Raw genomic sequence first — 13,899 nt, 5'->3', positions numbered from 1 at the left:
CATGAAAATCGCCTACCGGATCATTGCTGATGGCGCCGACGTCACCGGCAACTTTGCCGACCGGCTAATTGGCCTGACCATTGTCGATGAGGCAGGCAGCAAGTCCGACCGCGCCGAAATCCAAGTGGATGACCGGGACTATGCCGTTGCTCTGCCCGCGACCGGCGCCAAGCTGGAAATCGCCCTGGGCTTCACCGGCGACCTGGTCGAACTGGGGCAATTCACCGTCGATGAAATCAGCGGCGAGCTGGCACCGGATACGATGACGATCGGGGCCAAGGCGGCCGACATGCTGGGCGGCATCCGGGCCAAGAAAACCCGCTCCTGGCACAAGGTGACCGTGGCGGAGCTAGTGGGCAAAATCGCTGGGGAACACGGGCTGAAAGCCATCATCAGCGATAGCCTGAATGCCCATTCTTACGCATATCTGGCGCAGACCAGCGAAAGCGATCTGAACTTCCTCACCCGCCTTGCCCAGGACCTGGACGCCGTTGCCAAGCCTGCAGGCGGTGCCCTGGTCTTTGCCAAACGCGGCGAGAACAAGGGCGCCGACGGTGCGGATCTGCCGGTCTTTGACGTCCACCGCAGCCAGATTGCCTCCGGCGACTGGCAGATCAACGGACGCGGCAAATACGGCTGCGTCATTGTTGAATGGACCGACCTGGGCGCAGCCAAGGTGCAGATCTGCAAGGCCGGAGACAAAGACCCGAAGCTGAAGCTGCGCCACCGCTACCCGTCGCGGGAGGAAGCGCAGCGCGCGGCCGACGCCGCTCTGGAGCGCAGCGGCCGGGCCAGCGGCACCATCAGCATCCGCCTGGGCGGTTTCTGGGGCGACCTGATGGCCGAAGCCAAGGTCAACCTGACCGGCATCAAGCCCGAGCTGGAAGGCGAATGGCTGATTACCAGCGTTACCCACACGCTGGCGGGCACATTGACGACAAGTTTCCAAGCCGAACGCGATAATGAGAAGGCCAATTCATGACCAAACTGCCAGACACAAGCTGGGCCGAAAAAGGCGGCAGCCGCGATTACATCACCACCCGGCCGTTGTCCTGGGACATAGGAAAGAAGAACAGCGGCTGGGTGCTGACCATCCCGGCCGGGCGCGAATTCGAAAGCTCCGTTCCCCGTCCTCTGCGCTGGGTGTTTTCGCCGGATGACCCCTATTTCCTCAAGTCGGCCGTGATCCATGACACGCTGCTAGAGGAAGGGTTCCGCCGGGCCTTTGCAGACAGCCAGTGGTTTGAGGCGGCCCTAAGTGTCCATGCGCCAGGTCTGCGAACCTGGCTCGCCTATTCGGGGATGCGCTCCCGCCGGTTCTGGAAATGGGTGTTTCTGTCGGCATAAGGGCGCGGGCAGTTACTTTGAGCCCAATGCTGCTGGGATTACCCCGGGCTCCGATGAAACCGTTCCGATGATCGGCATTTTCCCCGGAGCTCTGACTCCGCGAAGGGGAGCGAGCCGTGAAACAAAAGTTAACCCTGTCAAAATGCAGACACCCCTTTGTTACGCCGCACAAAACGGCGTAACAAAGGAACGTAGCGCTGACGTCAGAGCGGATCTGCTAGGCGGCAGCAAAATCGGCTTCCTAGCCTCAGACTAAGATGTCGTTTTCGAGGTTTGCGAGTACAGCATTCTCAACGGTCAATGTATCCCCGCTACCAAGATCGAACACAACGTTGTTTCCGATTTGGTTTGCATAGCTCAACGCGTCTTGTGCGTCGCTCAGTCCGAAACCAGAAAAATGAATTGAATCCGTGTCGTCCGCGAAATCCAGGATCACATCCTGATCCCCACCGTCAGCGAATACAAACACATCGTTTCCAATTCCTCCGGATAGGGTGTCATTGTGGTGCTCACCCAAAAGCGTGTCGTTCCCGCTGCCCCCCGCGAGAGAGTCATCACCGGATCCGCCCAGAACACTGTCATCTCCGGTACCACCGTCCAGAATGTCGTCACCGTTTTTGCCTTCCACGGTGTCGTTCCCGCCTCCTCCAGAAAGAGTGTTCATGGCAGTAGAGTCACCATAAATGTGATCTGCTTGATTCGTGCCGATCACAGTAATCGGGCTATTGACCGAGCCGTAAGCTTCGATCGTGTTTGTACCAATAAGCTGCGTGCCGCTGAAATCGAAAATAGCCGTTTGTTTATTGAGAATGCGAAGAACGCCAGTTGTGTCTTCTGCTAACTCGATGAAGTCGATGTCCGTAAGGCTCGCAGTGGAAAGTACTGTGGCCGTGCCGCTTTCAAAGCGGAGTGTATCGACGCCGCCGCCACCACGGATGTCATCGTCGACCTGGCTGCCGTCCACGATGAACACATCGTTCCCTGTCCCGCCATCAAGAGTGTCGACCCCTTTACTCACGATAATTGTGTCTGCACCGTCGCCACCGGCAACAAAATCGTCGCCGCTACCGCCATCAATGGTATCTTCGCCGCCGCCTCCATGTAATTCGTCATTTCCACCTAAACCGCTAATTGAATCTTGCCCTGCACCGCCAATCAAAGTGTCGACACCGCTATCCCCAATCAACGTGTCCTTCCCACTAGTTCCAGACATTGATCACTCCAACCTAAATTACTAAAGTGCCTCGTCTAGATTGCGGCATTTAACTTTTGATGAATTCGGATCAGCAATGGCTATCCGTCCGCCTCTTAAAATGCGGACGTTGAGCAACAAGGTAAGTTGCAGAGTCGGGCGGCAAACTTGCATCCGCGGCGAAAGTCCGGTTGGTCCCGCCAGCCCCTACAACAGCCCTTTAAACACCCTTTAAAACCCTCTGCCGCCCGACGTTTTTTTACGTTTTGGGCGGCGGATTGCCGGGTATTGCAACGGGAAGTGTCCCGTACTGCAACGCGAAGTGTCCCAAAATTCCGGCGTCAAATCACGGAACCGGCGCAGATCCGGACTGGCTAAACCCCCGTTTCAGGCATAAAAATCAGGGAAATCGCGAAAATGAGTTGCTGCAACGGGAAGTGTCCCGCACTGCAACGCGAAGTGTCCCGCTACTCCCGTTGGATCTTGAAAAAACGCCACTGCTTGCCGAAATAGGCGGCAATAGATGTAAGAAGGTTTCACATATGCCCGCACGCAATGACGCTGCCCTTGAATTCCTGCTGTCGCGCCGCTCTCGCCCGGCCAAAACGCTGGTGGCGCCTGCGCCGTCGCGCGAAGAGCTGCTGCCGATCCTGACCGCCGCCGCCCGCACGCCTGACCATGGCAAGCTGGAACCCTGGCGCTTTATCGTGGTGGAGCAACCCGCCATGGCGCGGCTGGCCGCCCTGGCCGAGGCGGCGGGTGCGCGCTTGGGCAAATGCCCCGAGGACATCGCCAAGGGCCGCAGCCAATTCGACCAGGGCCAGCTGGCCGTGGTGGTGGTCGAGGTGCAAAAACACAGCACCAAGATCCCGGCGCGGGAACAGACCTACTCCGCCGGTGCTGCCTGCCTGGCGCTGCTGAATGCCGCCCTGGCCTCGGGCTGGGGCGCCAACTGGCTCAGCGGCTGGGCCAGCCATGACCGCGGTTTCTGCCAGGCGGCTTTTGATCTGGCGGAAAACGAGCACATCGCCGGCATCATCCATATCGCCACCGAAAGCTCCGCCCCGCCTGAACGCCCGCGCCCGGACCTGGACTCCATTACAACCTGGGTGAGCGCATGATCTTCACCGCCTTCTTCAAAACGCTTGGCCAGACCGGCGACCCGCGCTTCCGCAAGGTGCTGTTTCTGGGGCTTGGCCTCACCATTGCCCTGCTGATTGCCGCCTATGCAGGCTTTTTGATGCTGATCCAATGGCTGGTCGGCCCCGAAGCCACCCTGCCGCTGCTGGGTGACGTCACCTGGGTCGATGATCTGCTGTCTATCGGCTCCCTGTTCTTCATGCTGGTGCTGTCGGTATTCCTGATGGTGCCGGTTGCCTCAGCCATCACCTCGATGTTCCTGGAGGAGGTCGCCCAGGCGGTAGAGGACAAACACTACCCCGCCCTGCCCCCGGCCGCCAAGGTGCCGTTCTGGGATGCGGTCAGGGACACGGTGAACTTCCTCGGCCTGCTGATTGCTGCCAACATCCTGGCGCTGTTTCTTTATGTGCTGTTCCCGCCCGCTGCACTGTTCATCTTCTGGGGCCTCAACGGGTTCCTCTTGGGCCGCGAATACTTTACCCTCGCCGCCGCCCGCCGCATTGGCACGGCAGAGGCCAAGAAACTGCGTCGCAAACATGCCACCACGATCTGGGCCGCCGGCACGCTGATGGCGATGCCGCTTTCGGTGCCGCTGGTGAACCTGGTGATCCCGATCCTGGGCGCCGCCACTTTCACCCATATCTACCACGCGCTGTCCCGCAGATAGGCAGCCGCCCCCGCGGCAGCCGGGTCAAGGCCTGCGCAGCCGCCGCGCGGCAGCGCCGGCCTTGATGCGGTTGCCGCGGGTAAAAAAAAGGAAACGGCGTCTTGAGAGGCAGACCTGCCTTTCAAGCGCTTCTCAGCGATAACACTTCCTATTTTCACAATGCGTTGCAGCCTGCTCCAGCCCGGCATGGGCTGGCCGCCACCGCGCCGCGCATCCGCGCGGCGCCATGCCCAACGGGCTGCGGCGCATTTCAATGCGTCCCAGCCGGGCGGGAGAGCCTGTGCTGTTGAAACAGATACCCGCGGTTCAGTCCCGCTCAGGCAGCATTCCCATCCAGTCGAAATCACGCACGCTGATCAGCTCGGACAGGATAATCCCGGCAGTAATGCCCCAAATCACCGCAGCCACGCCGGTGGTGATCCAGGCCTTCTGCTTCAGAAAATGCTTTTCCGGCGCGCCCGCGTGGGTGCCGGGCACCACATCGCCCTTGTCGCCCTGGGTCTCCAGCCGGATCGGGATGATCACCAGAAAGGTCAGAAACCAGATTACTGCATAAAGCACGATTGCAGATGTAACGCCCATAGCTCTGGCCTTCCGTTTTTGCCCTGCCCCGGATCCGGGGCAGGGTGCTCATAACGTCAAACTTCTTCGAGTTCCACCAGGCAGCCGTTGAAATCCTTGGGGTGCAGGAACAGCACCGGCTTGCCGTGGGCGCCGGTCTTCGGCTCGCCTGACCCCAGCACCCGGGCGCCTTCGGCCAGCAGGTGGTCACGTGCCGCCAGGATGTCCTCCACCTCATAGCAGACATGGTGGATGCCGCCGGCCGGGTTCTTCTCAAGGAAGCCGTTGATCGGCGAATTCTCTCCTAAGGGATACAGCAGCTCGATCTTGGTATTGGGCAATTCGATAAACACCACAGTGACGCCGTGATCCGGCTCGTCCTGCGGCTCGCCCACTTTGGCGCCCAGTGCATTGCGGTACTGGGCGGATGCGGCCTCCAGGTCGGGGACGGCAATGGCAACATGGTTCAAGCGGCCAATCATATCGGATGTGCTCCTCTCACAGACATTCCTCCGCCCCGCTTATGGGATGGACGCTGCGCCGCGGCAAGTGCGCCAATCCGCACGGCAGCCTGCCACAACAGCAGAGCACGCGCTGTTAACGAGTAATTAGCCTCGAATCCCTAGCGTCGGAGCATATCCCGCAAGGAGGATACGTTATGGACGATTCGGAACTGTTTGCTGCCGCTCAACGCCTGCCCACCACCCGGCGCCCGCTATTGGGGCTGACTATCCTGGTGGTCGAGGACAGCCGCTTTGCCTGCGAGGCGCTGCGCCTGCTCTGTCTGCGCAGCGGTGCCCGCATCCGCCGGGCCGATTGCCTGAAATCCGCCCGCCGCCATCTGCAGGTCTACCGCCCATCGGTGCTGATTGCCGATGTCGGCCTGCCGGATGGTTCCGGCCTCGATCTGATCCGCGAACTGGCAGAGGCCAGCCCGCGCCCCGGCGTGATCCTGGCCACCTCGGGCGATCCAACGCTTGAAGAGGCCGCGCTTGAAGCAGGGGCTGGTGGTTTTCTGGAGAAACCGATTACCTCGCTTGCCGCTTTCCAGCAGAAAATCCTGTCAAATCTACCGCCCGACCGCCAACTGTCCGGCCCGCGCGCGCTGGATGACGAAACAGTGGAACCCGATTTCCTTGCCTACCGCGATGACATGGCCCATGCCGCCGATGTGCTGAACATGAACCAGGAAGAAAAGACCCTGGCATATCTGGCGCAGTTTCTGGGCGGCGTTGCCCGCAGCGCCGGCGACAACCCGCTTGCCGAGGCCGCCGACCGCCTGGCCCGTTCCCGGCGCAAGGGCAAACCGCTGACCCAGGATGCTGCAACCCTGGCCGGCCTTGTACAGGAACGGCTGGAACGCCGCGCGGCGATCTGACATGGCCGAAGCTTTTCTCATCGCCCTCGCCACGCTCGTCATTGTGCTTTACGGCCAAACCCGCCTGGAAGCCCGCGCTATCCGACGCAACCGCGGGGGCACTGGCAGCCGCGCATTGATCCTTTCATCACGCAATCAGTAGGCCCTGCGTGCCACCATAGCCGCCTGCCGGTCTTGGCCGCATCCGATTGGACAGGGTGGCCTGCCACTGGTGTCGTAGCCGCCTGCACTCCTTCTGCGGAAAGCTGACGGTACTCCGCTTGTCCAGTTGAACCCAGCCGGAGGATGTGTTTCCCCCGGCGGACAGCAACGCGCTGTTTGCAGTTTGGGAAACGCCAGCCTGCTAAGCGTCTGCGGACCAGCCAGGCGGCAATCGGCGTCTTGTTAAGCCAGATCAGCAAATCTCCCCCATACCGCACTTACTTCGGGTGTTCTCCCGCGCCCGCAGCTCAGCGGCTTGCGCCGCACCGCTTGGCGGCCTTAGGCCCGGCACCGCCTTTCAGGCGGTGCCGGGCCCAACGGCTCAGACCGTTCCCTGAACGGGTTGAGCGGGCGGGAGAACCACGGCTCTTACAATAGCAAACCGGGATCCTTTGCCATCGCCAGCCCTGGAAACACGCTTGTTTCCAGATCGCTTCTCCGGGCACCTGCCAATCCATGCATCAGCCAGGCAAGATGCTGGCGCACATCCGCTGTCGGCATCAGATCCCGGCGGTCATAAAGATCAGCCTCCGCCAGTCCCGGCCAGCGCCCCAGCACCCTGCCGCCGCGGATCGCCCCGCCTGCCAGCAGCATCGCACCGCCGGTGCCATGATCAGTGCCGCCAGTGCCGTTCTCGCGCACAGTGCGCCCGAACTCGGTCACAGCCGCCACCGCCGTCTTGCCCCAGATCCCGTCCCCCAGGCCGCTGCGCAGCTTCAGGACGGTCTCCGACAGCCGCCCCAGCGCGGACTTCAGGCCGTTTGCCTGGCGGTAATGCGTATCCCAGCCATTGATCGAAAACGCCGCAATCCTGGTATCGCCGCGCAGCTGCTCCGCAGCATAAGCGGCAATCTCGGTATGTGCTCTCCCCTTCGGTGCCGCCTGCATCATGCCGCTGTCCCCGCCGCCGGCATCTTCGGACCCCAAAGACAGATCCTGCCGGGTCAGCTCCAGCGCCTCATTCAATGCCCTGTGGAACAGCGGATCCTCTTCCATCAGCAAGCCCGCCAGCCGCTCGGCCTGCGGGCTCAGCGCCAGCCCCGCCCCCGGCGCCCATTGCGAGACCGGCGCAGCCCCGTCCAGCAGCAGCATCCGCTCCTGACCAATGGCAAAGGCGGTGCGCGCCTCCACGCCGGGCATCTGCTGCAGCAGACGGTTCAGCCAGCCGCCTCTTGCGTCGCCCAATGCCGCGGTGCCCGCTTCCAGAATGTCCTGGCCATCAAAATGGCTGCGCCGGTCGCGGTAGGGGGTGGACACCGCCTGCACAAACCCCAATTCACCTGCACGCCACAACGGCAGCAACGGCGCCAAGCCTGGATGCAGCGCATAGAACCCGTCAAGATCGGCCGCCCCGGCCTGCGGTCCGCCCGACAGGGTCTGCCGCAAGCCGGCCAATGCGGGGTCGCCGTAAGGCTGCACCGCATCCAGCGCATCCATGCCGCCGCGCAGAATGATCACCACCAGCCGCGTGTCCCAGGGGGCCGCGGCAAAGCTGACTGGCGTGACCAGCGGGCTGGCCGCCAGAGAACAGCCCAGCATGGCAGAACGGGTCAGCAGGGATCGGCGTGTCAGCTGCATGAAGCAAACCTCCTGTTAGCGGCGCTGAAAGGCCGGAGAGGTCAGGATCAGCCCGACCGCCTCGGTCTGGGTTTCAGCGGCGCGGGCCGCAAACCGGACCCGTTCATTGGCAAACCGGCCCAGCGCCGCAATGGCAAAGACACGCGGATCCGGCAGCGGCCGCGCCAGCCGCCGCGGCGCTGCCATTGCCCAGCGCAGCCGCGCGGCCAGCGCTTGCGGCGTGATCCAGGACATATCCTCTTCCGGCCAGCCATCCGGCCCGCCGGAGAATTCCCAGCGTTGCCCCATCGGCGTCAGCGGTGCCAGCAGCAGCCGGTTCAGCTGCCCTGGCTTCAATGCGGAAAACCGCGCCTCAGGCACCGCAAGTGCGCGGCAGGCAGAAGCCACATAATCAAACGGCGGTTTAACATTTTGCAAATCCGGCTGCCAGGCCGCGGGGTGTTCCAGCAGTGCGGCATAGACCTGCATCAGATCGCCGCCGCTGTCCTGATAGCGTGCCGCCAGATGCGACACCAACCCCGGCTCCGGCTGATCAGAGGTGAAATGCACCGCAAGCTTCCACGCCAGATGCTGCGCAGTGGCAGGATGGCGTGCCAGATCACGCAATGCCGCCAGCACCTGGCCCAGCTCCGGCTTGCCGCCGCCATAGGTCTGCCCCAGCACGGTTTCCGCCCCCGGCTCCGCCATTCCGGGGCGGAACACAAAGCCCTTGTCCTGCGCGGCGGTCAAGCCGGTGAACAGCTCGGCCAATTGCCGCACATCCGCCTGGCCATAGGGCCCATCGACACCCAGCGTATGCAGTTCCAGCACTTCGCGGGCGAGGTTTTCATTCAGCCCGCTCAACCGCTTGCGCCGCTTCACCGCCCGGCTGCCCGGCCCGGCCGAGCGGTTCTGATCCAGGTAATGCAGCATCAAGGGGCTGGTGGCTGCGGCGATCAGCATATCCTCGAAACGGCCCGCCACATGCGGCCGGATGACACTCTCGGCATAGGGTGCGGCCAGAATGCGCAGCGCACCGTTTTTACCTTGCGCGGTAAAATGATCGGCCCAGAACAGCACCAGCCGTTCGCGAAAGGCATCGCGGGTAAAGACGTGACGCAGCAGTCTTTGGCCTTGCCACTTATAGCGGGCCGTATTATGCGCGCGGCGGTAGGCTTTAAAGGCCTTGTCAGCGGCCTCGTACCCTTGCCCGCCTTCCAAACGTTTGCGGTTCCGCCTCAGCCGCCGGAAATCCTTGGCGCGCGCAAAGGCTTGGTCAAAACCGCTGACCGGAAATCTAAGAGCCATCTCATCGGCGCCTTGCAGGCGGCTCAGCATTGCCTCTGCCGAAGCTGGCGGCGGCACCTGCGGCGACAACCCTGCCCCAAAGCGGATCTCCGCCAATTCTCCGTCAAACTGCATCGCCCTGTTCTCCCTGGACGGCCTGATCTCCCCGGACGGCCTGGCTTGGTTGCAGATTAGATCATCCACGCCCGGGTCCACAGCTGATTTTCAAGTGATACGCAGATCTCCGCGCGTTCCGTCGCCTGTTCTGCAGATTTTCGGACCACCGTTACTCTGCAAAAATCCCGCCTTCGCCCCAACGAAAAAAGCCCGGACAGTCGCCCGGGCCTTCTTTCGACATCAAAATGCGGTTTACTGATCCTGCGGGATCACGCGCAGGCCCAGTTCCATCAGCTGATCGCTCATCGGCTCGGAGGGGGCCGACATCATCAGGTCCTCGGCGCGCTGGTTCATCGGGAACATGATGACCTCGCGGATGTTGGCTTCATCCGCCAGCAGCATCACCATACGGTCGATGCCAGCCGCGCAGCCACCGTGCGGCGGGGCGCCGTATTGGAAGGCGTTGACCATGCCGCCAAAGCGCTTCTCGACCTCATCCTTGCCATAGCCGGCAATCTCGAAGGCCTTGAACATGATCTCCGGCTTGTGGTTCCGGATCGCGCCCGAGACCAGCTCATAGCCGTTGCAGGCAAGGTCGTATTGGTAGCCCTTGACGGCCAGCGGATCGGACAGCAGCGCGTCCATGCCGCCCTGCGGCATCGAGAAGGGGTTGTGCTCGAAATCGATCTTGCCGGTTTCCTCGTCCTTCTCGTAGATCGGGAAGTCCACGATCCAGCAGAAGGCAAAGCGGTCTTTGTCGGTAAGGCCCAGCTCTTCGCCGATCACGGTGCGGGCGCGGCCTGCAACGCTTTCAAACGCCTTCGGCTTGCCGCCAAGGAAGAAGGCCGCATCGCCGACGCCCAGGTCCAGCTGCTGGCGGATCGCCTCGGTGCGCTCGGGGCCGATGTTCTTGGCCAGCGGGCCCGCCGCCTCATTGCCAAGGACAATCTCGCCCGATTTGATCATGGCGTTGACGTCTTTAACGGTGATCCCGCGCTCCTGAGCGATGGAATCCGCCGATTGCTTGCGCCAGAAGATATAGCCCATGCCCGGCAGGCCTTCACCCTGGGCGAATTTGTTCATCCGGTCGCAGAACTTGCGGCTGCCGCCGGTCGGCGCCGGGATTGCGCGGATTTCGGTGCCTTCGTTCTCCAGCAGGCTGGCGAAGATGGCAAAGCCGGAGCCACGGAAATGCTCGGAGCAATCCTGCATCTTGATCGGGTTGCGCAGGTCCGGCTTGTCGGTGCCGTACCATTTGGCGGCATCCTTATAGGAAATCTGCGGCCATTCGCTGTCGACCTTGCGGCCCTTCCCGAATTCCTCAAACACGCCCTGCATCACCGGCTGGATGGTGTCGAACACATCCTGCTGGGTGACAAAGGACATCTCCAGGTCGAGCTGATAGAAATCGGTGGGCGAGCGGTCGGCGCGCGGGTCCTCATCGCGGAAACAGGGCGCGATCTGGAAATATTTGTCAAAACCCGAGACCATCATCAGCTGCTTGAACTGCTGCGGCGCCTGCGGCAGCGCGTAGAACTTGCCCGGATGCAGACGCGACGGCACCAGGAAGTCACGCGCGCCTTCGGGGCTGGAGGCGGTGATGATCGGGGTCTGGTACTCGTTGAAGCCCTTGTCCCACATGCGCTTGCGGATTGAGGCGACCATGTTCGAACGCAGCAGCATGTTGCGCTGCATCTTCTCGCGGCGCAGGTCCAGATAGCGGTAGCGCAAGCGGGTTTCTTCCGGGTATTCCTGCTCGCCAAACACCATCAGCGGCAGCTCTTCTGATTTACCAAGCACTTCGATATCACGGATGAAGACTTCGATCTCGCCGGTCGGGATTTTGGCGTTCACCAGGGCCTCATCGCGCGCCTTGACGTTTCCGTCAATGCGGATGCACCACTCGCTGCGAACCTTTTCAATCTCGGCAAAGACCGGGCTGTCCGGGTCGGCCATAACTTGCGTGACGCCGTAGTGGTCGCGCAGGTCGATGAACAGCAATCCGCCGTGGTCGCGCACACGGTGAACCCAGCCCGACAGGCGGACGGTATCACCGACGTTGGATTTGTTCAGTTCGGCGCAGGTGTGGCTGCGATAGGCGTGCATGGCGGGACCTTTCGTGTCTCGGGTCGTCTGTCCGGGTGGACCGTCATTCGGGAGATGCGCCTGATAAGCGCGGAATTCGTCCGGGGTGGTACACAAGTTTGCAGCGTGGTTGTCAAGCAAACAGGGCAATTTCAGCGCCTCCCACCCTCCCTTTCCGCAGGCTGCGCTCTGTGCAGACAGGCTCCCGCCCCTTCCCCGCCCCATCGCTGACGCGACAGGGCGGCAAGCGTTGGGCAGGGCGCCCCGCCTGCGGCGCGGCGCGCAGCGCACCAAAGGTGCGCTGCCGGGCCCAAAGGGCAATGGCTCGCTGGCGCCAGGCAGGGGGCTCTTGTCTGCGGGAGCGCCCCCCCCTCAGACCAACCTTGCCGGGATCAAACCGCGCAGCGAATTGCCCATGCGGACGGCCCGCGCCTCCTTCAGATCCTGCAAGCCAAGAACCGCCTCGCAGCAATCGCCCCGTTCCAGCAGCACTTGCCGCAGAATGCCCGGCAGCAGACCGCAGGTCAGCGGCGGCGTCACCACCTGCCCGTCCGGGCGGGTGACAAACAAATTGGTGATGGTGCCCTCGCACAGCTCCCCGCGCTGGTTCAGAAACAGCAGCTCATCCATGCCGTCCGGCAGCTTTGCCCGTGCGGCGTCATAAAGCGCGCGGCGGGTGGTCTTGTGCTGCAGCCAGACATCCGCCGGATCCAGCCTTACTTCAGCGATGCCCAACCGCCATTCCGCAGGGCTGCTGCCCAGCGGCGGCGCCGTCAGCTCCAGCTGCCCGCCCGCGTCCAAAGTGAGGCGGCAGCGCAGCGGTATGTCGCCAGCAGCCGCCACCAGCACACGCCGCGCCTTCTCTGGCTCAAAGGGAATGCCAAATTCAGCCGCGCTGCGCGTCATCCGGGCCAGATGCTGTTCCAGATGCCGGAAGCCCTCTCCCGGGTGCCAGCCCAGCGTCTCGATCAGGCGGAAAGCGGGATCGTTCTGGAGGGTGTCACGCGGGCGAACCGGGCTTTCCATAGCGCTTCCTCATATTCAGACTCCGCGGTGCTGTCCCAGACCACGCCGCCGCCAACGTTTAGCGTCGCGCGGCCCTTTTCCAGCATCAGCGTGCGGATCGCCACGTTGAATTCCGACGACCCGTCCGGTGCCGCCCAGCCGATAGTGCCGCAATAGATATCACGCGGCCAGGGTTCCAGATCCGCCAGGATCTCCATCGACCGGATCTTGGGCGCGCCGGTTATGGAGCCGCAGGGAAACAGCGCCGCAAAAACCTCTGCCAGCCCGGCATCAGGCCGCAGCTTTGCCCGCACCGTGGAAACCATCTGGTGCACCGTGGCATAGCTTTCGACGGCAAACAGCTCCGGCACATGCACCGATCCGGTCTGCGCCACGCGGGAGATATCGTTGCGCAACAGATCCACGATCATCAGGTTCTCGGCGCGGTTCTTTTCATCCTGGCGCAGGAAATCGCGGCGGCGGGCGTCCTCAACCGGGTCATCGCTGCGCGGCTGGGTGCCTTTCATCGGGCGGGTCTCAATCATGCCCTCCGCATCCGTGCGGAAAAACAGCTCCGGCGAGCGCGACAAGAGGTCCGGCAGGCCGTCCTGTTCGACCAGCACGCCATGGCCCACCGCCTGTTTGGCCTGCAAGGCGGCATAGAGTTCCTCGGCGGTGCCACAGGCATCTGCATCAATCGGAAAGGTCAGGTTGGCCTGATAGATGTCGCCCTTGCCGATATTGCGGTTCACCTCAGTGAACGCCTCAGTGTAGCGCTCAGAGGTCCAGCGCGGGGTAATGCCTTCCAAACCTGCGCCGTCCGGCTGAAGGCCAGGCAGCGCCCGGCCCTCCCCTCGGGAGGGCGCTTTCGCTCCCTCCCAGGGCCGGGCGCTGCCCTCTGCGTCTTGCGGCAGCGGTTCGTCATAAACCCCAAAGCAGATCAGCGGCACCCGCCGCGCCTTTGGCATCCGCCCCGCCAGCTTCGGCTCTAGCGCGTAGCCCAGCTCATAAGAGGCATAGCCCGCCAGCCAATGCCCCGCGCCCCGCGCCGCATCCAGCGCCGCCAGCGCAGCAGGCACCTCTTCGGCCCCGTCCGCGCGGATCACGCGCAGCGGCTGGTCGAAACATGTGCCGGCCCCCTTGGGCCCCTGATCAAAGCGAATACGCACCGGAATTGACTCCCCGAGGTCTTGGCCTCCACATATATCCGTTCGCTATGCGAACAAAAGGGGTGGATGCGGCATTTCCAATTCCGTTTCCGATCCCCCTTGAACCTTTCAGCGCGGTCCCTATAACGCAGGACAATTTGGGCACTCGCCAGTGCCCCTGATTCAAAGCTGCCCGCACGTCAATCAAAGGAAT

At 62.6% G+C, this 13,899-nt stretch carries 13 protein-coding genes; 5 read left to right on the top strand and 8 right to left on the bottom strand.

All coding sequences use genetic code 11. The features are described from left to right. Position 1 precedes the first annotated feature (1 nt). Entirely contained in the window at positions 2–982 is a 981-nt protein-coding gene (locus K3555_RS05815) for a phage late control D family protein (RefSeq protein ID WP_260007738.1), read from the top strand. After that, complete coding sequence (locus K3555_RS05810; RefSeq protein ID WP_260007737.1) at positions 979–1,347, top strand: DUF1353 domain-containing protein; 369 nt, start codon at positions 979–981, stop codon at positions 1,345–1,347. The genes K3555_RS05815 and K3555_RS05810 overlap by 4 nt, the downstream gene beginning before the upstream one ends. A gap of 247 nt (positions 1,348–1,594) precedes the next feature. Here the strand turns inward: K3555_RS05810 and K3555_RS05805 are convergent, their stop codons facing one another. Continuing rightward, the gene (locus K3555_RS05805) at positions 1,595–2,560 is read right to left on the bottom strand and encodes a calcium-binding protein (protein WP_260007736.1); all 966 of its coding nucleotides are present in this window, start codon (positions 2,558–2,560) and stop codon (positions 1,595–1,597) included. A gap of 521 nt (positions 2,561–3,081) precedes the next feature. Between K3555_RS05805 and K3555_RS05800 the strand changes: the two genes are divergently transcribed. Both K3555_RS05800 and K3555_RS05795 read left to right on the top strand, forming a co-directional pair. Then, positions 3,082–3,660 (top strand): nitroreductase family protein, encoded by a 579-nt coding sequence (locus tag K3555_RS05800; protein ID WP_259997915.1) that lies wholly within the window; start codon positions 3,082–3,084, stop codon positions 3,658–3,660. Then, positions 3,657–4,346, top strand: coding sequence for an EI24 domain-containing protein (locus tag K3555_RS05795; protein WP_259990964.1), 690 nt, complete (start codon positions 3,657–3,659; stop codon positions 4,344–4,346). The genes K3555_RS05800 and K3555_RS05795 overlap by 4 nt, the downstream gene beginning before the upstream one ends. A 306-nt stretch (positions 4,347–4,652) precedes the next feature. Here K3555_RS05795 and K3555_RS05790 read toward each other — a convergent pair whose 3' ends face one another. Both K3555_RS05790 and mce read right to left on the bottom strand, forming a co-directional pair. Continuing rightward, entirely contained in the window at positions 4,653–4,928 is a 276-nt protein-coding gene (locus K3555_RS05790) for a DUF1467 family protein (RefSeq protein ID WP_260007735.1), read from the bottom strand. Between the two features lie 56 nt (positions 4,929–4,984). Further along, positions 4,985–5,389, bottom strand: a complete 405-nt coding sequence (gene mce / locus K3555_RS05785) for a methylmalonyl-CoA epimerase (protein WP_134830280.1) — start codon at positions 5,387–5,389, stop codon at positions 4,985–4,987. A 176-nt stretch (positions 5,390–5,565) separates the two neighbouring features. On the opposite strand from mce, the gene K3555_RS05780 reads away from it, so the two are divergent. Next, entirely contained in the window at positions 5,566–6,285 is a 720-nt protein-coding gene (locus K3555_RS05780) for a response regulator (protein WP_259990959.1), read from the top strand. Positions 6,286–6,855: 570 nt separating this feature from the next. Here K3555_RS05780 and K3555_RS05775 read toward each other — a convergent pair. The 5 genes from K3555_RS05775 to K3555_RS05755 all read right to left on the bottom strand — a co-directional run bounded on the left by K3555_RS05775 (position 6,856) and on the right by K3555_RS05755 (position 13,706). Further along, the gene (locus tag K3555_RS05775) at positions 6,856–8,064 is read right to left on the bottom strand and encodes a DUF1501 domain-containing protein (protein WP_260007734.1); all 1,209 of its coding nucleotides are present in this window, start codon (positions 8,062–8,064) and stop codon (positions 6,856–6,858) included. 15 nt (positions 8,065–8,079) lie between these two features. Beyond that, positions 8,080–9,465 carry a DUF1800 family protein gene (locus K3555_RS05770; RefSeq protein WP_260007733.1) on the bottom strand — a complete coding sequence of 462 codons (1,386 nt, stop codon included), beginning with the start codon at positions 9,463–9,465 and terminating at the stop codon, positions 8,080–8,082. A 234-nt stretch (positions 9,466–9,699) separates the two neighbouring features. Next, a complete protein-coding gene (aspS, locus tag K3555_RS05765) occupies positions 9,700–11,553 on the bottom strand; it encodes an aspartate--tRNA ligase (protein ID WP_260007732.1) in 1,854 nt (617 codons plus the stop codon). Between the two features lie 351 nt (positions 11,554–11,904). Next, positions 11,905–12,558, bottom strand: coding sequence for an aminotransferase class IV family protein (locus K3555_RS05760; protein WP_260007731.1), 654 nt, complete (start codon positions 12,556–12,558; stop codon positions 11,905–11,907). Beyond that, on the bottom strand, positions 12,501–13,706 hold the full coding sequence (locus K3555_RS05755) for an aminodeoxychorismate synthase component I (RefSeq protein WP_260007730.1): 1,206 nt from the start codon (positions 13,704–13,706) through the stop codon (positions 12,501–12,503). The genes K3555_RS05760 and K3555_RS05755 overlap by 58 nt, the downstream gene beginning before the upstream one ends. Between the last annotated feature and the right edge of the window lie 193 nt (positions 13,707–13,899).

The organism is Leisingera sp. M527 (genome assembly GCF_025141525.1).
In the GTDB taxonomy this organism is placed as follows: domain Bacteria; phylum Pseudomonadota; class Alphaproteobacteria; order Rhodobacterales; family Rhodobacteraceae; genus Leisingera.
The sequence above is the reverse complement of the archived record's forward strand: the minus strand, read 5'-3'. Positions and strand labels throughout refer to the sequence as shown.